Source organism: Bacillus andreraoultii, assembly GCF_001244735.1.
In the GTDB taxonomy this organism is placed as follows: Bacteria; Bacillota; Bacilli; order Bacillales; family Caldibacillaceae; genus Caldifermentibacillus; species Caldifermentibacillus andreraoultii.
This window is the reverse complement of the sequence record NZ_LN868936.1, coordinates 39,283-61,160: the sequence shown is the minus strand read 5'-3', so window position 1 is coordinate 61,160 and position 21,878 is coordinate 39,283. Positions and strand designations below refer to the sequence as shown.

Below are 21,878 nucleotides of genomic sequence, written 5' to 3'. Positions count from 1 at the left end.
AATGGTAGAATTGATTATAAGGTTATCGATTAGGTAATACTGGAGGTTAGCTTCATGAATACATTCGTAAATGAGTTTCGAAATGAATTAGAAACACATATATTACCCTTTTGGGCAAAATTAAAAGATGATGAAAACGGTGGGTATTATGGACTGGTAGATTATGATTTACATGTCCATAAAGATGCTGGGAAAGGTGGTATTGCAACTTGTCGCCAATTATGGGCTTTTTCAGCAGCTTATCGAGTGTTAAAAAAAGAGGCGTATTTACAGCAAGCAAACCATGCTTATCGATTTTTAACAGAGTATGTTTTTGACCATCAGTATAAAGGACTTTACTGGATGGTTGATTATAAAGGGAATCCGTCTGATGATCGCAAACACGTATATGCACAAGCCTTTGGTGTATATGCATTAACTGAGTACTATCGAGTGACCCAAAATCAAGAAGCATTGGATTATGCTAAGCAATTATATAAGTTAATAGAAACAGTAGGTTTTAATGAAGAAACCAATGCATATAAAGAGGAATTTAATCGGAAATGGGAAGAGCAATCGAATGAAATGTTAAGTGAAAACGGCGTCATTGCGGATATTACGATGAATACTCATTTACATGTGCTTGAGGCCTATACGAACCTTTACCGCGTTTGGGAAGATGAGCAATTAAAAGGAAGAATCGCGAATTTAATCGACCTTTTTTATGAAAAGGTGTTTGATAAACAATCAAAATTTTTACAGGTGTTTTTTAATAATCATTGGGAAAGAATCATTGATTTAAAATCTTACGGACATGATATCGAAGCAAGTTGGTTAATTGATGATGCATTGAAAGTAACGGGGATTAACGATCGTAAATACACGCAGATGGTGATTGATATCGCCTATAATATTGAAAAAAATGGTGTATTGAAAGATGGCTCTTTAGCATATGAAAATGAAAATGGAAAAATTGATTACACCCGGGTATGGTGGGTACAAGTTGAGGCAATGGTCGGTTTTTACAATGTATATGAAAAAACAAAAGATGAAAAATTCCTTAAAGCTGTTGAGCGTATTTGGGATTATGTAAAAACATATATGATTGATTCACGTGAAGGTGGAGAATGGTATTGGTCCGTTGAAGCCGATGATCAGCCGACAAAGAGGGAGATAGCTGGTCCTTGGAAATGTCCATATCATAATGCAAGGTTCTGCCTAGAATTTATTGAAAGGGTTGGAAAGTAAATGATACATGAAAAATATAATCAACTACTTGCAAAACAAGAACTATTACTCCGTAGAAAAAACGAAATTGATACAGAGTTTTACAATGGTGTTTATGATCGCTATCAATATCCAGTGTTAACTCGCCACCATATTCCACTTCATTGGCGTTTTGATTTAAATAAGGAAACAAATCCATTTTTTATGGAACGTTTAGGTGTAAATGCGACTTTTAATGCAGGTGCAATTTATTTTAATCATAAGTATTATCTTTGTGCTCGAGTAGAAGGGGTGGATCGTAAGTCATTTTTTGCGCTTGTAGAAAGTGATAATGGCGTTGATAACTTTCGATTCCTTTACCCGATAACTTGGAAGGATATATATAAGGAAGAAACGAATATGTATGATATGCGTCTCGTTCAACATGAAGATGGCTGGATTTATGGGATTTACTGTTCAGAATCGAAAGACCCAGAAGTACCAGAATCTGATACATCAAGTGCAGTTGCACAAGCTGGCTTAGTTCGCACAAAAGATTTAAAAGATTGGGAGCGACTACCCAATATTAAAACACCATCTCCACAACAGCGGAATGTTGTTTTGCATCCTGAATTTGTGAATGGCAAGTATTTACTTTATACTCGCCCACAAGATGGTTTTATTTCTACAGGAACGGGTGGAGGAATTGCCTTTGGTTATTGCGACTCGATGGAAAATCCAGTTGTTGAAAGTGAAACATTGATGGATGAAAAGAAATACCATACAATTTATGAAGTGAAAAATGGCCAAGGCCCAGCCCCAATAAAGACAGATAAAGGTTGGATTCATATTGCACACGGTGTAAGAAATACGGCAGCGGGTTTAAGATATGTGCTTTATACATTTGCAACAAGTCTCGAAGATCCAACAAAGGTGATTGCAAAACCAAGTGGTCATTTCATTGCTCCATATGATGATGAACGTGTTGGTGATGTTTCCAATGTTGTTTTTAGTAATGGTGTCATTGTTAATGAAGAAAATCAAGTTTTTATATACTATGCTTCCAGTGATACAAGATTACATGTAGCAACAACAACAATTGATAAGTTAATTGACTATACTTTTCATACACCAGAAGATCCATTCCGCTCATTAGCCTGTGTAGATCAACGCTTGGAATTGATTGGAAAAAATTTAAAATTATTAAATAAAGAAGGCGACAAATAATAAATAGTATAGTAAAATATTTGGTTGTTATGCGTGTTTAACTTTAAAATTGACATAGAGGTTAGCAGATAGGAAGGAGGGAGTTATATTTGAATACAAAAGTGACGATGAAGGATATTGCTGAAAAACTAGGTGTTAGCAGTGTAACGATTTCCAAGGCTTTGAATGATAAAGATGGGGTCAGTGAAGAATTAAAAGAGAAAATAAAAAGAGTTGCTGACGAAATGGGTTACCGATATAATACGATGGCGAAATCGATGAAAGAAGGTCTCTCCTATAACATTGGTGTCATTGTTTCGGAACGTTTTATCGGTGATGATGTGCAGTCATTTTATTTAAATTTCTTCAGTAAAATCTCTAAATGCCTAGAATCCTTTAATTACTATGGGATTTTGCATAATTTATCCTATGAAGATGAAAAAAATTTAATTCTTCCAAGAATTTATAATGAAAATCGAGTTGACGGAATTATTATATTAGGCCAATTGAAATCAGATTACATTGATTTGTTAAAAAATATTGATATTCCTATTGTCTTTCTTGATTTTTATGATAATCATATGGAAGTTGATACGATAATAACGGACAATTACTATGGTGCTTATGAAATAACAAATTATTTAATTAATAATGGTCATAAAAAAATTGCCTTTGTTGGTAATATTTACTCAACGAGCAGTATTCAAGATCGTTTCTTAGGATATTGTAAAGCTTTACTTGAAAATCGAATTGAACTTGATTTTAATTATTTTGTTAATGACCGGAATGAAGATGGAAAGTATATTGATTTCCAACTACCTAAAGATTTACCGACTGCGTTTGTTTGTAATAACGATCAAGTCGCTTATCATCTTATCAACTTTTTACAAAAAAGTGGTTTCCATATTCCAGAAGATTTTTCTGTTGTCGGATTTGACAATGATATATACGCACAAATATCGAATCCAAAATTAACAACCGTAGAAGTAGACATGGATACAATGGCAAGAACAGCTACGAAAATCTTAGTTGATCGGATTAAAAAGAGTCGGAAATCAGTTAATCGAATACAAGTACCTGGTAAAATTATTGTTAGAGATTCGGTTAAAGATATTTCCACGGATGAGAAAGAGGAAGTTAAAGAACTGCTTGTTTAAGATAGAATGAGGGGAAGGATATGCTTTCCCCTTTTCATTATACAACTCTGTAATAGCACTTACTCTTAAGCAAATAAAGTTGTTACGTTAAATTGTTTTTAAAATCTTGGAGGAATGAAACTTGGCATCAAAAGTTTTCGATATTGTAAATAAAACCTACCGATATATTTCCCTAAGTTTCCTTTTTTGGTTATACACAGTAAAAGGACTAATGATATATAGTATCATCTCTGCTCCTTGTGCAATATTTAAAACATTTGAGACGATTCGAACTGAAAATAAAGATATTGAAATTTCAAAGGAGTATAAAAGGAATGCTAAAAAGTTTGATAAGACACGACTCCCTTCTTTTATACTTGCTTTTGTAACCATCTCGATTATTAGTTTATTGTTCCTCCTTGCTAAAACGAATTCTCCATATACACTGCTTTTTAGCATTATACTTATCTATTTGCTATGTACAGCCTATGTATATATTGTTTATTTATCATATCATCTATCAATATTAAATAAGGCAGGAAAAGAAGCGTATATCCTTGCTTATGTAGCTATATTCCGGAATTTCGGAATAAGTCTTTCCCTTGTCGTAATGATGATACTTTTGATTGCAGTGGCTTGGTATAATCTATTTCTCTTTTTTGTCATCGCACCTTCTATTCTCTATCGTTTTGCTTATTATGTATTAAGTAAAAGATTACCAAAAAGAAACTAACGATTTATGTTACATAATGAACAATTCTGTTTTAGTTACGTACCCAATCTCTTTTGACTTTGCTATAATGAAAAAGGAGTCTCTAAATATATATTTGATGGAGGATTATGTAATGAGTTGGAAACAGGTTGCTGAAAAATGGTTGCATGATGATATGCTTGACCCACAATTAAAGGAACAATTACATAACATAAAAGGTGATGAAAAAGCATTAGAAGAATGTTTTTATAAAAACTTGGAATTTGGTACAGGTGGCATGCGTGGTGAAATTGGTCCTGGTACAAATCGGATGAACGTTTATATGGTTCGAAAAGCTTCGGAAGGACTGGCACGTTACGTATTAAGTACAAATGAAACGGATAAAAAGAGCATTGTTATTAGTTATGATTCTCGCCATATGTCTCCAGAATTTGCCTTAGAAGTTGCAAAAACGGTTGGCAAACACGGAATTAAGTCCTATTTATTTTCTGAATTACGTCCGACTCCTGAATTATCATTTGCTGTTCGCTACTTAAGCGCAGATGCCGGTGTCATGATTACGGCTAGTCATAACCCACCTGAGTATAATGGGTATAAAGTGTATGGAAATGATGGCGGTCAATTACCACCAAAACAAGCTGATGCACTAACGAATTTTGTAAATAGTGTAGAGGATGAACTGTCCATTCCAGTCGTTGATAAAGAGGACCTTTTATCTCAAGATTTACTCCAATATATCGGGGAAGAAATTGATCAAGTATATTTAGAAAATGTGTTAAACATTCGATTAAATAAAGAAATCATTGAAAAAGTAAAATCTGATCTTAAAATTGTCTTTACTCCATTACATGGTACGTCAAATAAACTCGTTCAAGAGGGTTTACGTTTATTTGGTTTTGAAAATATAACTGTAGTAAAAGAACAAGAATTACCTGATCCAAATTTCTCAACAGTGAAATCACCAAATCCGGAAGAACATGCAGCTTTTGAATTGGCGATGAAATATGGAAAAGAAATTGATGCCGATATTTTACTAGGAACAGATCCAGACTCGGATCGCCTTGGTGTAGCGGTGAAAAATGGAGAAGGAGAATACCAAGTGCTAACTGGAAACCAAACGGGGGCAATTATGCTTCATTATCTTTTATCCCAGAAAGCTGAAAAAGGTATACTCCCTGAAAATGGGGCTGTGTTAAAAACGATTGTTACATCAGAAATTGGTCGCGTCATTGCGGATAGTTATAAACTTCCAACATACGATGTACTAACTGGCTTTAAATTCATCGGTGAAAAAATTAAAGAATACGAAAAAACGGGTAAACATACATTCCAATTTGGCTACGAAGAAAGTTACGGTTATTTAATTGGTGACTTTGTCCGTGATAAAGATGCGGTACAAGCTGCTTTGTTTGCGGCAGAAGTAGCAGCCTACTATAAAGCACAAGGAAAAGGTTTATATGATGCCTTAATTGAAATCTATGAAAAATACGGATACTTTAGAGAATCACTAGAGTCGCTTACATTAAAAGGAAAAGATGGCGCAGAGCAAATTGCTTCTATTTTAGAAGAGTTCCGTGCAAATCCGCCAAAAGAAGTTGCTGGAGTGAAAGTGAATGCAGTAGAGGATTATAAGGCAAGTGTCCGTAAAGAATTAGCAACTGGTAAATTAAACCCAATTAGTTTACCAAAATCAAATGTACTAAAATACTTCCTTGAAGATGGATCTTGGTTCTGCGTAAGACCATCCGGTACAGAACCGAAATGTAAATTTTATTTCGCTGTAAAAGGAAGCTCTTTACAAGAAAGTGAACAGTTATTAGAAAGTTTACAAACATCTGTCATGGCGTCTGTTCAAAATATATTAAATAAATAAAACTCGAGGCTTGAGCCTTTAGGCAAAAGTAGAGTCGTAGTTCGCCGAGAAAACCTTTTTTCGGGTGCGATTGCATACTACTAGAGCCTTCCTATTAACTAATAAAGGATCGTTAGGGTAAATGGGTTCAGTTGGAATAGATGGAAAATTCCAATTGACCCTTTTACTACTTTATTTGATAGAGCGCTTAACTTTACTACACAGCCTATTTTACAAGGTACAAAAGAAAGAGAGTGATACGCTTGACTTATATTGCAGACGATAAACGTTATGAGAAAATGAAATACAACCGCGCCGGAAAATCTGGTTTAAAATTACCGGCAATCTCATTAGGTCTTTGGCATAATTTTGGCGGTGTAGATACGTATGAAAATGGACGAGCGATTTTACAACGGGCCTTTGATCTTGGAATTACCCACTTTGACTTAGCGAACAATTACGGACCACCACCGGGATTCTCTGAAGAAATGTTTGGGAAAATATTAAAAACTGATTTTGCTCCGTACCGTGATGAAATGATCATCTCATCGAAGGCTGGCTATTATATGTGGCCAGGTCCGTATGGTGAGTGGGGTTCGAGAAAATATTTGATTTCTAGTTTAGACCAAAGTTTACAAAGACTCGGGTTAGACTATGTTGATATTTTCTATCATCATCGACCAGATCCAGATACCCCATTAGAAGAGACAATGTTAGCGCTTGACCATATTGTTCGACAAGGGAAGGCGTTATATGTTGGTATTTCGAACTATAATGCAGAACAGACGGAAGAAGCTGTACGTATATTAACAGAACTTGGAACGCCTCTTTTGATTCATCAGCCAAGATACTCGATGTTTGATCGTTGGGTTGAGGATGGATTACTCGATGTACTCGAGAAAAATGGCATCGGTTCCATCGCTTTTAGTCCGCTTGCCCAAGGGTTATTAACGAATAAATATTTACATGGGATACCTAGTGACTCAAGGGCTGCTAAATCACATGGTTTCTTAAAGGAAAAAGACGTTAACGAACAGGTCATCGAACAAGTACAAAAATTAAACGTAATGGCACAAGAACGTGGTCAAAGTCTTGCACAAATGGCGCTTGCTTGGGTACTGCGCGATGGTCGAATGACATCTGTATTAGTCGGAGCGAGTAAAGTAAAACAAATTGAAGATAATGTGAAAACAATTGAAAATCTAGACTTCACAAATGAAGAATTAGAGAAAATTGAACAGATTTTACTAAAAAGATGACTAAAGTTTCATACGTCTTATCGCTTTTTCAGCTCTAAAGTGGAAAAATAGATTATAGTCTATGGCGTTATTCAATGATAGATGACCAAGTGGAGGAAATTAGAATGAAGTTAGGATCAATCGAAGCTGGAGGTACAAAATTTGTTTGTGCAGTAGGTACAGAAGATGGTGACATATTGGAACGAATGACTATTCCTACAGAAACACCTGAGGAAACAATTCCAAAAGTAATTCAGTTTTTCAAGCAAAATCCAGTCGGTGCAATCGGAATCGGTTCATTTGGTCCAATTAGTGTGAAGAAAACAGATGCGAACTACGGAAACATATTAAATACACCAAAATTAGCTTGGGCAAATTTTCCATTTTTGAAAACGATAGAAGAAGCTTTACAGATTCCAATTGAATTTACGACCGATGTGAATGCCGCAGCGTTAGGAGAATACACATTTGGTGCTGGACAAGGCTTAAGTAGTTGCCTTTATATTACAATAGGCACTGGCATTGGTGCGGGGGCAATTTTTGGTGGGGAGATTTTAGAAGGAATCTCTCATCCAGAGATGGGGCATGTCATCATCAGACGTCACCCTGAAGACAATTTTGAAGGGGTGTGTCCGTATCATCGTGACTGTTTAGAAGGAATGGCATCAGGTCCAGCGATAGAAAAACGTTGGGGAAAAAAGGGAATTGAATTAGCTGAACGGAAAGAAGTTTGGGAGCTTGAAGCGTATTATATTGCTCAAGCGATTGTCCAATATACAATGATTTTAATGCCTGAGCGAATCATTATTGGCGGTGGCGTTAGTAATCAAACACATATTTTCACGTTAATTCAAAAACAAGTAAAAGAATTACTAAATATTTATTTGAGTCAAAGTCAGTTTCATGAAGGGATAAGTGAGTATATCGTACCACCAGGTCTCGGTAATCATGCAGGAATTGTGGGCGGACTCGTGTTAGCGAAAAAAGGTCTTGAAGAGAGTTATTCATGTAGTGGGTAGGTTTGCTTGTTTCAGTAGAAGGACCTCACTTTAAAAGATAAGGTGCATTTGATTTAATACGTCTACTTTTTATGAAGTAGGCTTATTTTTTTTACTAAAAAACAAGTAAAATTTTATTGTATATTTTACTTTATTATTCTATAATGTAACTATAGGAATGAATATGAAACAACGAGAAATGATAACAAAAATATAAATAAAAGTGGGGATTGACGATGGAACAAACAGAGTTAAACGCTATATTTAAAAAGGTCTTTAATGAAAGCGATTACCGCACATTTTTTGCCCCCGGTCGGATTAATTTAATTGGTGAACATACGGATTATAATGGTGGTCATGTTTTTCCATGTGCGATCACTTTTGGTACTTACGCATTAGCAAGAAAACGGGATGATCAAAAAATTCGTCTATACTCGGTAAACTTTGAAAACTTAGGTGTGATTGAATTTGACTTAAATCATTTAGACTATGAAAAATCCCATGATTGGGCGAATTATCCAAAGGGAATGATTCGGTATTTCATTGAAGCTGGTTACGAGATTGATTCAGGTGTCGATGTTTTATTTTTCGGTAACATACCAAACGGAGCGGGCTTATCCTCGTCTGCGTCAATCGAGCTAGCAACGGGTGTTATGTTAGAAGGCTTGTTTCATTTAGCAATTGATCGAATTGACATGGTGAAAATTGGACAGAAGGTAGAAAATCAATTTATCGGTGTGAATAGTGGAATTATGGATCAATTTGCAGTTGGAATGGGTAAAAAAGATAACGGCATTTTACTAGATTGTGAAACATTAAAATTTGAGTATGCTCCAATCGAAATGGATAATTACCGAATTGTCATCATGAATACGAATAAACGTAGAGAATTGGCTGATTCTAAATACAACGAAAGAAGAAGTGAATGTGAGAAAGCTCTTCATGTCTTACAAAAACACATCTCCATTGATCGTTTAGGAAACTTAACTCCTGAACAATTTGACCAATATCAAGATGAAATTACCGACCCAATGATAAGAAAACGTGCAAAACATGCTGTTTATGAAAATAATCGTACGGTTGAGGCACTCAAAGCGTTGAAAGAGAATAATTTGAACAAGTTTGGTGAATTAGTTAACCAATCTCATATTTCTTTACGTGATGATTATGAAGTGACAGGAAAAGAATTAGATACAATCGTTGAGGCAGCTTGGAAACAAGAAGGAGTACTTGGAGCTAGAATGACAGGTGCAGGTTTTGGGGGTTGTGCAATAGCGATTGTTGAAAAAGACCGGGTCGATTCGTTTATTGACCAAGTTGGCAAAACCTATCAGGAGAAAATTGGCTATCCAGCTGCCTTTTACATTGTAACGGTTGGTGACGGTGCGAAGGAAATAACAACTGGAAATATGCATCATTAATATTGCTTCAGAGCTTAGTTAAACATGATATGTGTATCGTTTTTCAACTTGTCAGCGCCAATATCCATTTTTCGAATCTACATGTAAAATGGTATAGTTAATGTAGAAAAAATATAAAGGGTGATATAAAATGAGTATTTTAGTTTTAGGTGGTGCCGGTTATATCGGTTCTCATTCAGTGTATCAATTAATCGACCGTGGTTATGATGTAGTCATTGTTGATAATTTACAAACGGGTCATAAAGATGCTGTTCATCCAAAGGCGAAATTTTACCAAGGTGATATTCGGAATCGGGAATTTTTACAAGATGTATTTGCTCAAGAAAAAATTGACGGTGTGATTCACTTTGCTGCGAACTCATTAGTTGGTGAATCCATGGTTGATCCACTAAAGTATTATGATAACAATGTATATGGAACACAAATTTTGCTCGAGGCAATGCGTGATGCCGGTGTTCGTCATATTGTATTTTCATCAACAGCGGCAACATACGGAGAACCAGAACAAGTTCCAATTACGGAAAATTTATCAACCGTCCCAACGAATACGTATGGTGAGACAAAGCTTGCGATGGAAAAAATGATGGCTTGGTGTGAAAAGGCTTTTGATTTAAAATATGTTGCTCTTCGTTATTTTAATGTAGCAGGAGCACGAAGCACAGGAGAAATCGGGGAAGACCATAACCCAGAAACACATTTAATTCCTGTTGTATTAGAAACAGCCCTTGGTAAACGTGAACATATTACTGTATTTGGTGAAGATTACCCAACAGAAGATGGTACTTGTATTCGAGACTATATTCATGTAGAAGATTTAATTGATGCGCATATTTTAGCGCTAAATTATCTCCAAAATGGTGGGGAAAGTTCTGTGTTTAACTTAGGAAGCAGTCAAGGGTTTTCTGTAAAAGAAATTATTGAAATGGCTCGAAAGGTTACAGGAAAAGAAATCCCTGCAAAAATCGGTGATCGGCGAGCTGGTGATCCAAGTGTCCTTATTGCATCATCAGAAAAGGCGAAAAAAGTATTAGGTTGGAATCCGACAAAAACAAATATTGAACAAATTATTACAGATGCATGGAATTGGCATAGCAACCATCCAAATGGATACGAGGACTGAAGGTGTTAAAATGACAATTGATCAAACGATCCAACAATTAATAAATGAATGTATCCATCGGGGCATGATTGAACCGATGGATGAAGTTTATGTACGGAACCAAATTTTATCCTTATTACATTTAGAAGGTTTTTCAATAGATGAAAGCGAGTTCGTTGAAAAACATGAGGATGATGATCCGGATTTAATTATTCCAAGTTTACTTGAAGAAATTATTCAATATGCTGTCAAACATAATGTGATTGAAGATTTTTTAGATGCTAAAGAAATTTTATCTGCAAATGTGATGAATTGCTTCTTAGCAAGTCCTTCTATCATTAATCAAAAATTTTATGAAAAATATAGCGTATCGCCAAAAGGAGCAACCGATTACTTTTACACAAGTAGTAAAAATAGCAATTACATCCAAATGAATCGAATTAAAAAGAATATCGTTTATAAGGCACCTACCGAGTATGGGGAATTGGATATAACGATTAATTTGTCAAAGCCAGAAAAAGATCCAAAGCAAATTGCAAAAGAAAGAATGGCACCGAAAACGACCGGATATCCAGTATGCCTACTTTGTAAAGAAAATGAAGGCTATGCGGGTCGAATTGGTCATCCCGCACGATCCAATCATCGAATGATTCGCCTAAATATACGGGGAGAAGAATGGTTTTTACAATATTCGCCATATGTATATTATAACGAGCATTGCATTGTACTGTCGAAAGAACATCGAAACATGTTAATTTCCCGGGAAACGTTTGGAAGATTGCTTGATTTTGTCGAATATTTCCCACATTACTTTATCGGCTCGAATGCAGATTTACCAATCGTCGGTGGTTCCATTCTTTCACATGACCATTATCAAGGGGGACGTTATGATTTCCCAATGGCTTTAGCGAAAGAAGAAAACCCATTTACTGTAGTGGATTTTCCTAATGTGTCTTGTTCCATCGTAAAATGGCCAATGTCTGTTATCCGTATACGAGGAAGTAAGAAGGAAGAACTGATTGAACTTGCGGATCGAATATTAGGCCATTGGAAATCTTATAGTGATCCAGAAGTAGATATTTTAGCATATACAGGTGATACACCACATAATACAATTACACCAATTGCAAGAATACGAAATGGACAGTATGAAATGGACCTTGTGTTACGTAATAATCGGACAAGTGATGCTCATCCATTAGGTATTTTCCACCCACATGCAGATGTTCATCATATTAAAAAGGAAAATATCGGGTTAATTGAAGTAATGGGATTAGCTGTTTTACCTGCCCGTTTGAAAAATGAACTCGTGGAAGTTGAGAAATTTTTATTAGATGAGCCAAATGAAGTTGCTGATTATCATTTGGAATGGGCAGAACAACTGAAACAAAAATATGCAGGCCGTGTCGATACTGAAAATGTAGAGGAATTCGTAAGGTTAGAAGTAGGCAATAAATTTTTACGAGTATTAATGGATGCTGGCGTATTTAAACGCGATGAACAGGGAAAAGCTGCGTTTCGTACGTTTATTCAATCATTAAATAAAAAGTGAATTACTCTATTAAAAATCTAAAATATAATTATGGGCTACTTTTTTTTGAACAGCCCTTCTTACTTTTGAAAAGTGAAGGTGAATACGAATGGAGATTACGAAAAAAGATTTTGGAACTGTTAATGGCAAAAAAGTGTATCTTTACACATTAGAAAATGAAAATGGAATGAAATTATCTTGTACGAATTTTGGTTGTATCGTCACAGAAGTCTATGCTCCAGATCGAAAAGGTGTTTTTGAAAACGTTGTCCTTGGGTTTGATCATGTGGATGATTATCTTCAATATAAAACGTACTTTGGAGCAATTATTGGACGGGTTGCAGGAAGAATACGTGGCAGTGAATTTGAGTTAGATGGACATGTATACAAATTACCTGCAACAGAAGGAAAGAATCATTTACACGGTGGTGTAAAAGGACTACATGAACGGGTTTGGGCTGCGAAGGAAATAAAGACAGAAGATGCAGTTGGTGTTCAATTTTCTTATTTAAGTGAAGATGGGGAAGAAGGCTATCCTGGAAATGTTCAGTTAACGACAACGTATTTGCTAAATAATGAAAATCAATGGGTTTTTACATGTAAAGGAATAACGGATAAGAAGACTTTGCTCAATATAACGAACCACACATATTTTAATTTATCAGGTCATGCGAAAACGGATATTTTAAACCATCAACTTACAATGAAAAGTGATCGCTTTCTTGAATTGAATGAAGAACTTTTACCTACAGGAAAGATGCTTCCTACCCAGAATACGGTGTTTGATTTTACTCAAGGTAGGAAAATAATCGATGGAAGAGAATCAACTCACCCACAAAATATTCTTGTCGGGCATGGCTACGATCATCCTTTTGTTTTATCAAAGAATCATGATGAGGAAATTGTTTTGCTTGACGAACTTACTGGTCGCGTGTTAACAGTTGAGACAAATCAACCATCTGTTGTACTATATACTGGGAATCAAATTTCAGATAACTTTAACATTCAAGAAGGCATTCAAGGTAGAAAATATTTAGGCGTTTGTCTGGAAACACAAGGATTACCAGATGCCATTCACCATCCTAAGTTTCCGTCCGTTATTCTAGACAAAGATGAAACGTACGAGCTAAAAACAACTTACACATTTGGTGTTCAATAATCAATAGGGAAAACCGTTTTTAAATGTGTGGATTTAAGTAGGTGGGTGTTTCGTGATCAATAGGGAAAACCGATTATAAATGTGTGGACCTAAGTAGACGGGTGTTTCGTGATCAATAGGGAAAACCGATTATAAGTGAGGGTTAAGTAGAAATGGGAAGGAGGGAGACAAAGTGGCAACCATTAAAGATATTGCTGAAAAAGCGGGTGTTTCGATTGCAACCGTTTCTAGAGTACTTAATTTCGATGAGACGCTATCTGTAACCGATGAAACGAAGAAACGCATTTTTGAAGTAGCTGAATCATTATCATATAAAAAGAAATCGCCTAAGAGAATAAACATCTCAACGAAAATCGCTATCGTGAGCTGGTATACCGAAGAGGAAGAACTCGAGGATTTATACTATTTATCTATTAGTTTAGGGATAACGAATCGTTGTCAACAGAAGAATATTGCTGCAGTGAAGTTCTTTTACAGTCATTATGACGAATTATTAGAGTTAACCGATATCCGTGGAATTATCGCTGTTGGAAAATTTAGCACAGCCCAAGCAGAAAGTTTAAAAAGAATTACTGAAAATATTGTCTTTGTTGATTGTAGCCCAAACGAAGATCAATATGATTCTGTTATTGTTGACTTTGAACGCGCAACAAAGAATGTGATTGACTATTTATTAAACAAGAAACATAAATCAATCGGATATATCGGTGGAATGGAATTATATCGAGATAAATCCGATAATATTGTTGACTTAAGGGAGAAAACATTCCGGTCCTATATGAAGGAAAAAGGACATTACAATGAATCAGCGGTGTATATTGGTAATTTTACTGTAAGTGATGGGTACACATTAATGAAAAAGGCCATTCAAGAACACGGGGAGAATCTACCTACTGCGTTTTTTGCAGGAAATGATCAAATCGCGATTGGCTGTTTACGGGCTCTACTTGAGGAAAAAATTGATGTTCCAGAACGTGTAAGTATCGTTGGATTAAATGATATTAGCGTTTCTAAGTACGTTTTTCCTCCTTTAACTACGGTCAAAGTCTTCACCGAATTAATGGGCGAGACTGCGGTAGATTTATTAATTGAACAATTGGAAGGTAGAGAAATCCCTAAAAAAGTTTCTTTAGGTACAAAACTAATTAAAAGAAGGAGTAGTTTTTGAATATTCTATTAGTGAGGAGGAGTCCGAAGAGTGGCCCTCCTTTTTTGGCTATTAGGAAAGTATAAATTTTCCAATTTTTACTTTCCTATACGCATAAGTGCACAAGGAAGACTTCGGCAGCATTGCATCGCAGCCGAAAAAAGCTTTTTCGGCGAACTACGGCTCTGCTTTCGCTAAAAGGCTCGGCAATCGTCGAGTTTTCTTTAGGGATATCATGGGAAAAAAGGACGTTTCACTAGTGTAGATGCCCGATTTGCGGTGGAAAATGGTTGGGAAGGTCACGTAGAGCGGTAGTAGACGCCCAAATTGCGGTGAAAAAGGAGGAAACGATCAACTAGAAAGAGTTCTAGACGCCCAAATTACGGTGAAAATGGTCGAAATAGTCATTTAGAGCGGATATAAAACGCCCAACTCATGACCAATCGAATGGAAGTGGTTATATCCCACGTCCACACCTAAATAATCAATCAACAAAAAACGGACAAGCCCATTCATATGAAGCTTGTCCGTTGTGTTATTCATATTAGCGAATTCGAATTTCACTTTCAGGGTCAAAGAAGTGTGCTTTGTTCATATCAAGTGCAAGTTTAAGATTGTCGCCTGCTTTTACAGTTGCACGAGCATCAATCCGTGCTACGAAATCATGTCCACCTAGAGTAGAGTAAATCATTAATTCAGCACCAGTTAATTCGGCAACATCGACTTTAACGTTAATTGTAGCGTTCGGGAAGGATTCAATAAATACTGGTTCGTCATGAATATGTTCAGGACGAATACCAAAGATGACTTCTTTTCCAATGTATCCATTTTCCTTAAGAAGTTTCAATTTACCGCCAGGAATGCCAAGACGAACATCACCATCTAATACGATGTTTTCTCCTTCAATTTTTCCTTTGAAGAAGTTCATTGCTGGTGAACCAATGAAGCCACCAACAAAGACGTTTTCAGGATTGTCGTATACATCTTTTGGTGAACCAACTTGTTGGATAACACCATCTTTCATAATAACGATTCGAGTTGCCATTGTCATCGCTTCTGTTTGGTCATGGGTAACGTAAATCGTTGTTGTGTTTAAACGTTGGTGAAGCTTAGCAATTTCAGCACGCATTTGTACACGTAGTTTCGCATCAAGGTTTGATAAAGGTTCGTCCATCAAGAAGACTTTTGCATCCCGAACAATGGCACGACCAAGAGCAACCCGTTGACGTTGACCACCAGATAATGCTTTTGGTTTACGGTCTAAATATTGTTCAAGACCTAAGATTTTTGCAGCTTCTTTAACACGTTTGTCGATTTCTTCTTTTGGCATTTTTCTTAGTTTCAAACCGAAAGCCATATTATCATAAACAGTCATATGTGGATATAATGCATAGTTTTGGAATACCATTGCGATGTCACGATCTTTTGGTGGAACATCATTAACAACTTTTCCATCAATTTTAAGTTCACCTTTTGAAATCTCTTCAAGACCAGCAATCATCCGTAAAGTTGTTGATTTACCACAACCAGATGGTCCAACAAATACGATGAATTCCTTATCTTTAATATGAAGATTAAAATCTGTTACTGCAGTTACTTTATTGTCATAAATTTTATAAATATGTTCAAGTTGTAATTCAGCCATTTATTTTTCCTCCTATGAAAACGATTTCCTCTCATAACTTTATTCTAGTGAAACGGCTTTCAAATGTGAAGTGGCAATGTGCACAAAGATGAAAGGGACTTTTTTGTCAGGTTGTTCACAACGAAAAAAGAAAGCCACTGAAGAGGTTTGAAATGGCTTGTTTACACCGATAGTTCTTAAGGAAACCATTCAACGAGTATCATTATTTACATATGTTGACACCTCTCCATATAGACAAATAAAGTAGATTGAAATAGCTCCGTGGAAACTTTTTATATCAATACTAGTCTGTTCAATGAATTTATCAATTTTATATTGTAAACTGTTCCTATGCATATACAATTTTTTTGCCGTTAAACTCGTATTTGAATTGTTCTCAAGATACGTTTTTATAATATTAATTAGCTCACTATCATGTTGAAAGATTTCTTGATATTCTTGATGTAGAATGCTCGTTAATTGATTCCATTCTGTCGTCATCATGACGAGTGGAAAGGCGTTGATAAAATTAAATACATGGTTCTGTGGATAAACAGACATAGAAATTTTAAAATAATATTGCTCGCGTAAAAACTGATTTCTTAAGTTTGGGGAAGAATCAAAAAATCTGCCAATATAAAAATCAACTTTAATATAGAAGTCAGAAAGAATCGCATCGTAAAAAGAGTAAAAATCATGGTCATTGACTACATCAATTGTTTCATTTTCAATAATGACACCGGATTTCTGATCAATCCAAACGAAAATGATCTGCTCTGAGAAAAATGAGTGGACCGCCTCCATGAAATCATAATGACTCTGTAACTCATTAAGTTGAAAGTAAATAAAGCGGATTCTTCCGTTAAAGTCTGGTATGGATCCGTTCTTTATTAAAAAATCAAACCAAGCTTTTTGCAAACGGCTTTGATTTAAATAATCGGGAGTCGTTTCAATCAATGGGTACATGGAATCAAGTAATAATTTTTCCCTATCCGTAATGGAAGTCTTCGGTATGGCAAAATATTGCTTTGATGATTCATCATAATAGCAGAAAAAATCATTATTATAATAAGGTAGTTCTTGAACGATTGCATCTGGGAATATGTTCGAAATATTGTGCATAGTAATCCTCCAAATAAACAAAAATAAGCCTTTTTCTATACTTTTCATTGTAGACATAAGAGAATCGGATATTCAAGCATTGATAAAACTTTCAAGAAGAAGGTATAGTCAAATATTTGTAGAATAATATAGTAATGATTGGTTCAACAAAATAGATATATTCTATCCTTAATAATTATCTGCAATATTAAAACTTTTATAAAAATAGATGGTACAATCATAGATTCAATTATGTTAAAATAGTAAAGTACGAAATCTAGAAGAAAGGATAAATGATATGATTGGATTGCTTATAATTTTACTACTCGTTCTCTTTTTACCATTTACAGTAAAAGTCGTTGAACATAATTTAGAATACTTTCTATTTATCATGGGGATTCTTGCTGCTTTTGTCGGTGGTGTTCTTGATACAAAGCTACTTGTACAAGCATTAGAGGATCCAATAAAAATTACATTAGCCGTCCTTCTTGCGGGATTATTATTTAAATGGTTCCAAAATCAATTAGGCCATGCCATTACAGCTTTTAGTAATAAAATTCCTTTTCCATTATTTATTGCTATCGTTGTTATTGGCTTAGGATTCCTTTCTAGTATTATTACAGCTATTATAGCTGCTCTTGTACTTGTTCTAATCATTAGCAATCTACCATTACAAAGACGGCATGAAGTTTTGTTAACGGTTATTGCCTGTTTTTCAATTGGACTTGGGGCGGCATTAACACCAATTGGTGAGCCATTATCAACAATTGTAACAAGTAAAATGGGTGAAGATTTTCTATACTTATTAGAGCTAGTCGGACCTTTTGTCATTCCAGGTGTCATCGTATTAGGGATTTTTGCGGCACTTGTCGTTAAACGTAGAGAAGGATTAGGACTTCAATCATCAACTGAGACGGAATCATACAAAGAAATTATTGTTCGTTCTGTGAAAATCTATTTGTTTGTATTTGGTTTAACGATGTTAGGTGCTGGTTTTGAACCTTTAATTAATGCCTATTTACTTGATTTAAGCCCTAAAATTCTTTATTGGGTCAATATGATTTCAGCTGTGTTAGATAATGCAACATTAGCGGCTGCTGAAGTAAGTCCAGCGATGAGTGCTAGTACGATTGAAGCTATTTTACTTGGCTTACTCATAAGTGGTGGGATGTTAATCCCAGGTAATATACCAAACATCATCTCAGCGGGAAAATTGAACATTACAAGTAAAGAATGGGCAAGAGCTGGTGTTCCAATCGGGCTAGCCATTATGGTCATTTACTTTGTCATCTTAATCGTTATCGGATTTTAATTTCACGTAAATATGTAAGATGAATCGTATAATCTTAGGGGAGCGGATTTAATCTGTCTCCCCTTTTTATTGCTATTTGTTTTCTATGTCGATTAATATAAAATAGAAGAGAAATATTGAAACTTAACATATGTTATGTACGTATTGAATAGTAAACGAAATCGTACTATTGAATGGATACGTTGTAAAAAACAGGAGTGATTTTCTTGAAAGCCCTATTAATGTTTCTTCTTAGATTGTTTACTGCAGGTGTGACGACGGTGACCATTTTATTATCAAGTTACTTCGGCTTTGACCAAAGTTTTCTTTTCTCAAGTTTCATTGCCGTCCTTGGTGGGGGAGCGGTCTTTTATAGTATGAAATATGGAACACAGTCCCAGCTTTTACGAAGAAACGGTTTGACAAAAAGAGAGTATAAGATTGTCCAACAAAATTTGAAAGAAGCAAAAGAAAAAATTCAACGTCTCCAAAAGTCTTTTTTTCAAATTCAAAACTTAGCGAATGCGAAACAAAACTTTGAAACATTACGAGTTGTTAATAAAATATATCATGTAACGAAAAAGGAGCCACGACGATTTTTCTTAGTGGAAGACTTTTATTTTTCCCACTTAGATTCAATGGTGGAACTTGCTGAAAAATATACTTTTCTCGCATCCCAACCAGCGAAAACAATTGAACTAACGAGATCTCTTCATGAAACGAGAAATACAATGAATGATATGGTAAAAATTATTGAACAAGATTTGCATAAAATGATTGAAGGAGATATTAATAATCTAAACTTCGAAATTGACGTAGCGAAAAAATTTATTGATAAAAAGTGAAGATGGGAGGCTTATTTATGAATGAGCGTGAGAAGGTTACCAATGAATTAGATGATTTATTGGCAAATCCTTTTGAAAATATAACATTGGATGAAACAAATAAACAAGAATTACAAAGTCAAGGAAATCAACGTGAATCAAAGGACTTATTGGATCAAATCGGTGGAGAGAAACCGAAACGATTAATAGATACATTACCAGAAACTGATCAAAAGCGTGCGATGCAGTTAGCTGAACAAATTGATCCGTTTAATCAAAGCTCGATTACATTGTACGGTACCCAAGCACAAGCAAAATTAAGTAACTTCTCATCATCGATGTTAGATCATGTGAAAAGCGGCAATATCGGTGAAATTGGTGAAATTATTTCTGATTTAATGAAAAAGTTAGATCAAGTTAACCCTGAGGAGCTACAAGTTGAAAAGCGTGGATTTATTTCAAGGATGTTTGGGAAGGTATCTCGTTCAGTTAATGAAATTTTAACGAAGTACCAAAAGACTGGAGCACAAATTGATCGAATTACTGTACGGCTTGAACATTGTAAAAACTCATTAATAAGTGATAACACATTGTTGGAGCAACTTTACAATAAAAATAAAGAATACTTCCAAGCATTGAATATATATATCGCTGCAGGTGAAGTGAAGTTAGAAGAAATTCGGACAACTCATATACCAGAATTACAACGGAAAGCTCAAGCAACCGATGATCAAATGGCTTACCAAGAAGTAAATGATATGATTCAATTTGCTGACCGTTTAGAAAAACGACTACATGATTTGAAGTTAAGTCGTCAAATTACGATACAAAGTGCGCCACAAATTCGGATGATACAAAATACAAACCAAACATTAGTCGAAAAAATTCAAACGTCGATTACAACAGCTATTCCACTATGGAAAAATCAAATTGCGATTGCCCTTACTTTATTAAGACAACGAAAAGCAGTTGAGGCACAAAAACAAGTATCACAAACAACGAATGATCTTTTATTGAAAAATGCTGATTTATTAAAAACCAATTCAATTGAAGTCGCTAAAGAAAATGAACGAGGTATTGTTGATATAGAAACATTGAAAAAGACACAAGAAAACTTAGTATCCACATTGGAAGAAACATTACGCATTCAAGCAGAAGGACGCGCAAAACGTCACCAAGCAGAACAAGAATTACTTTCAATGGAAGACCAATTAAAACAAAAACTTTTAGAAATTCGAGGATAGTTTTTCCATCCCACCCTCATATAATAGTAATAACCATATAAGCCTGTCTTGCAATAAGCGAGTCGGGCTTTTTTTTCAAAGGGAAGAGGGTGTTGTTATGAAGATTGCACGGCATAACAAATCAGTGTTGTGGAGTCTAATCATTTCTATTACCGTGTTATGGGGATATGCTTGGGTACTCATGAAAGCCTCGCTCCAATATATGGGTCCATTTACGTTCTCTTCTTACCGTTTTCTTACCGGTACATTGGCATTGTTTGTTGTTTTACTACTATTAAAAATTGGATTCCCACATAAAAGGTATTGGAAACATTTATTTGTTGTAGGAATTCTTCAGACAGCGATTGTTTTTTTGCTCGTTATGTATGGACTCAAATTTGTCGGTGCGGGCAAATCATCCGTATTACTCTATTCGATGCCTATCTGGAGTAGCTTTCTTGCAGCAAAATTTTTACAAGAGAGGTTGTCATTAAAAAAATTATGTGGCTTAGTCGTAGGTTTGATAGGGTTGCTAATAATATTTGGCTCTGATTTATTTAAGCAAGATCAAATGATTATTATTGGTGAAATTCTTATTATTCTTGCGGCAATTTCGTGGGGAATTTCAAATGTATATTTTCGTATATACTTACACCAACTCCCTAAGTTACAAACATCGGCATTCCAGATGTTATTCGGAACAATAGGTATTGTTGTTGTTACGTTAATTATGGAACCAGGGATGCCAGTTGAATGGAATATGGAAAGTATATATTACATTTTGTTTACGGGTGTTGTTGCTTCAGCACTTTGTTTTACAGTATGGTTTATAATTCTTAGTTCGATTGATATAGTGACCGCCACTATTTCCACTTTATTAGTCCCAATTTTTGGCCTCATCTTCAGTCATATTCTCTTGGGGGAAAAAATAACCGTTAGTATCATGGTAGGCACATTGTTTATTATTTCAGGAATTATAATCTCCCAACAACGTGAAAAGCGAAAAAGTCATGAGGTAGGTTAGCCCTCATGACTTTTTATAGCTTTAAAAAGATATGAAAGTCTTTAATTAAAGGAAACTTCGGAAAAAAGACTGGAACTTCGGAAATATAGCGGGGAACTTCGGGAATA

19 protein-coding genes are annotated in these 21,878 nt (G+C 35.3%); 16 read left to right on the top strand and 3 right to left on the bottom strand.

The annotated features are described in order from the left end of the window. Positions 1 to 54: 54 nt before the first annotated feature. The 12 genes from BN2144_RS03565 to BN2144_RS03510 all read left to right on the top strand — a co-directional run bounded on the left by BN2144_RS03565 (position 55) and on the right by BN2144_RS03510 (position 14,705). Positions 55 to 1,227: an AGE family epimerase/isomerase gene (locus BN2144_RS03565; RefSeq protein ID WP_033826959.1), complete on the top strand. Its 1,173-nt coding sequence runs from the start codon at positions 55 to 57 to the stop codon at positions 1,225 to 1,227. Continuing rightward, positions 1,228 to 2,412 (top strand): glycoside hydrolase family 130 protein, encoded by a 1,185-nt coding sequence (locus tag BN2144_RS03560; protein ID WP_033826958.1) that lies wholly within the window; start codon positions 1,228 to 1,230, stop codon positions 2,410 to 2,412. A gap of 89 nt (positions 2,413 to 2,501) precedes the next feature. Beyond that, the gene (locus BN2144_RS03555; RefSeq protein ID WP_033826957.1) at positions 2,502 to 3,548 is read left to right on the top strand and encodes a substrate-binding domain-containing protein; all 1,047 of its coding nucleotides are present in this window, start codon (positions 2,502 to 2,504) and stop codon (positions 3,546 to 3,548) included. 121 nt (positions 3,549 to 3,669) lie between these two features. After that, entirely contained in the window at positions 3,670 to 4,260 is a 591-nt protein-coding gene (locus BN2144_RS03550) for a hypothetical protein (protein ID WP_033826956.1), read from the top strand. Positions 4,261 to 4,372: 112 nt separating this feature from the next. After that, the gene (locus tag BN2144_RS03545; protein WP_033826955.1) at positions 4,373 to 6,112 is read left to right on the top strand and encodes a phospho-sugar mutase; all 1,740 of its coding nucleotides are present in this window, start codon (positions 4,373 to 4,375) and stop codon (positions 6,110 to 6,112) included. Positions 6,113 to 6,354: 242 nt separating this feature from the next. Next, entirely contained in the window at positions 6,355 to 7,350 is a 996-nt protein-coding gene (mgrA, locus tag BN2144_RS03540; protein WP_033826954.1) for an L-glyceraldehyde 3-phosphate reductase, read from the top strand. Between the two features lie 104 nt (positions 7,351 to 7,454). Continuing rightward, positions 7,455 to 8,348 (top strand): ROK family protein, encoded by an 894-nt coding sequence (locus tag BN2144_RS03535; protein WP_033826953.1) that lies wholly within the window; start codon positions 7,455 to 7,457, stop codon positions 8,346 to 8,348. 215 nt (positions 8,349 to 8,563) lie between these two features. Further along, positions 8,564 to 9,748 carry a galactokinase gene (locus tag BN2144_RS03530; RefSeq protein WP_033826952.1) on the top strand — a complete coding sequence of 395 codons (1,185 nt, stop codon included), beginning with the start codon at positions 8,564 to 8,566 and terminating at the stop codon, positions 9,746 to 9,748. 130 nt (positions 9,749 to 9,878) lie between these two features. Continuing rightward, positions 9,879 to 10,868: a UDP-glucose 4-epimerase GalE gene (gene galE, locus BN2144_RS03525; protein ID WP_033826951.1), complete on the top strand. Its 990-nt coding sequence runs from the start codon at positions 9,879 to 9,881 to the stop codon at positions 10,866 to 10,868. Between the two features lie 10 nt (positions 10,869 to 10,878). After that, complete coding sequence (galT, locus tag BN2144_RS03520) at positions 10,879 to 12,399, top strand: UDP-glucose--hexose-1-phosphate uridylyltransferase (RefSeq protein WP_033826950.1); 1,521 nt, start codon at positions 10,879 to 10,881, stop codon at positions 12,397 to 12,399. An 88-nt stretch (positions 12,400 to 12,487) separates the two neighbouring features. After that, positions 12,488 to 13,537 (top strand): aldose epimerase family protein, encoded by a 1,050-nt coding sequence (locus BN2144_RS03515; protein WP_033826949.1) that lies wholly within the window; start codon positions 12,488 to 12,490, stop codon positions 13,535 to 13,537. A 172-nt stretch (positions 13,538 to 13,709) separates the two neighbouring features. Next, complete coding sequence (locus BN2144_RS03510) at positions 13,710 to 14,705, top strand: LacI family DNA-binding transcriptional regulator (RefSeq protein WP_033826948.1); 996 nt, start codon at positions 13,710 to 13,712, stop codon at positions 14,703 to 14,705. A 387-nt stretch (positions 14,706 to 15,092) separates the two neighbouring features. On the opposite strand, the gene BN2144_RS20580 is transcribed toward BN2144_RS03510, so the two are convergent. From BN2144_RS20580 to BN2144_RS03500, 3 genes are all read right to left on the bottom strand, one after another. After that, the gene (locus BN2144_RS20580; RefSeq protein ID WP_268258023.1) at positions 15,093 to 15,227 is read right to left on the bottom strand and encodes a hypothetical protein; all 135 of its coding nucleotides are present in this window, start codon (positions 15,225 to 15,227) and stop codon (positions 15,093 to 15,095) included. Between the two features lies 1 nt (position 15,228). After that, complete coding sequence (locus BN2144_RS03505) at positions 15,229 to 16,329, bottom strand: ABC transporter ATP-binding protein (protein ID WP_033826947.1); 1,101 nt, start codon at positions 16,327 to 16,329, stop codon at positions 15,229 to 15,231. Between the two features lie 189 nt (positions 16,330 to 16,518). Next, entirely contained in the window at positions 16,519 to 17,430 is a 912-nt protein-coding gene (locus BN2144_RS03500) for a PucR family transcriptional regulator (RefSeq protein ID WP_033826946.1), read from the bottom strand. Between the two features lie 277 nt (positions 17,431 to 17,707). On the opposite strand from BN2144_RS03500, the gene BN2144_RS03495 reads away from it, so the two are divergent. From BN2144_RS03495 to BN2144_RS03480, 4 genes are all read left to right on the top strand, one after another. Then, entirely contained in the window at positions 17,708 to 18,721 is a 1,014-nt protein-coding gene (locus tag BN2144_RS03495) for a DUF1646 family protein (RefSeq protein ID WP_033826945.1), read from the top strand. A 206-nt stretch (positions 18,722 to 18,927) separates the two neighbouring features. Next, positions 18,928 to 19,545, top strand: coding sequence for a 5-bromo-4-chloroindolyl phosphate hydrolysis family protein (locus BN2144_RS03490; RefSeq protein WP_033826944.1), 618 nt, complete (start codon positions 18,928 to 18,930; stop codon positions 19,543 to 19,545). A gap of 17 nt (positions 19,546 to 19,562) precedes the next feature. After that, complete coding sequence (locus BN2144_RS03485) at positions 19,563 to 20,768, top strand: toxic anion resistance protein (RefSeq protein WP_033826943.1); 1,206 nt, start codon at positions 19,563 to 19,565, stop codon at positions 20,766 to 20,768. Between the two features lie 97 nt (positions 20,769 to 20,865). Continuing rightward, on the top strand, positions 20,866 to 21,771 hold the full coding sequence (locus BN2144_RS03480) for a DMT family transporter (protein WP_042337555.1): 906 nt from the start codon (positions 20,866 to 20,868) through the stop codon (positions 21,769 to 21,771). The last annotated feature ends 107 nt before the right edge of the window (positions 21,772 to 21,878 follow it).

Bases quoted from the DNA above. Each gene is read 5' to 3' on its own strand.
- BN2144_RS03565 (WP_033826959.1), top strand. From the start codon at position 55: ATGAATACATTCGTAAATGAGTTTCGAAATGAATTAGAAACACATATA.
- BN2144_RS03560 (WP_033826958.1), top strand. From the start codon at position 1,228: ATGATACATGAAAAATATAATCAACTACTTGCAAAACAAGAACTATTA.
- BN2144_RS03545 (WP_033826955.1), top strand. From the start codon at position 4,373: ATGAGTTGGAAACAGGTTGCTGAAAAATGGTTGCATGATGATATGCTT.
- BN2144_RS03535 (WP_033826953.1), top strand. From the start codon at position 7,455: ATGAAGTTAGGATCAATCGAAGCTGGAGGTACAAAATTTGTTTGTGCA.
- BN2144_RS03530 (WP_033826952.1), top strand. From the start codon at position 8,564: ATGGAACAAACAGAGTTAAACGCTATATTTAAAAAGGTCTTTAATGAA.
- galE (WP_033826951.1), top strand. From the start codon at position 9,879: ATGAGTATTTTAGTTTTAGGTGGTGCCGGTTATATCGGTTCTCATTCA.
- galT (WP_033826950.1), top strand. From the start codon at position 10,879: ATGACAATTGATCAAACGATCCAACAATTAATAAATGAATGTATCCAT.
- BN2144_RS03515 (WP_033826949.1), top strand. From the start codon at position 12,488: ATGGAGATTACGAAAAAAGATTTTGGAACTGTTAATGGCAAAAAAGTG.
- BN2144_RS20580 (WP_268258023.1), bottom strand. From the start codon at position 15,227: ATGAATAACACAACGGACAAGCTTCATATGAATGGGCTTGTCCGTTTT.
- BN2144_RS03505 (WP_033826947.1), bottom strand. From the start codon at position 16,329: ATGGCTGAATTACAACTTGAACATATTTATAAAATTTATGACAATAAA.
- BN2144_RS03500 (WP_033826946.1), bottom strand. From the start codon at position 17,430: ATGCACAATATTTCGAACATATTCCCAGATGCAATCGTTCAAGAACTA.
- BN2144_RS03495 (WP_033826945.1), top strand. From the start codon at position 17,708: ATGATTGGATTGCTTATAATTTTACTACTCGTTCTCTTTTTACCATTT.
- BN2144_RS03485 (WP_033826943.1), top strand. From the start codon at position 19,563: ATGAATGAGCGTGAGAAGGTTACCAATGAATTAGATGATTTATTGGCA.
- BN2144_RS03480 (WP_042337555.1), top strand. From the start codon at position 20,866: ATGAAGATTGCACGGCATAACAAATCAGTGTTGTGGAGTCTAATCATT.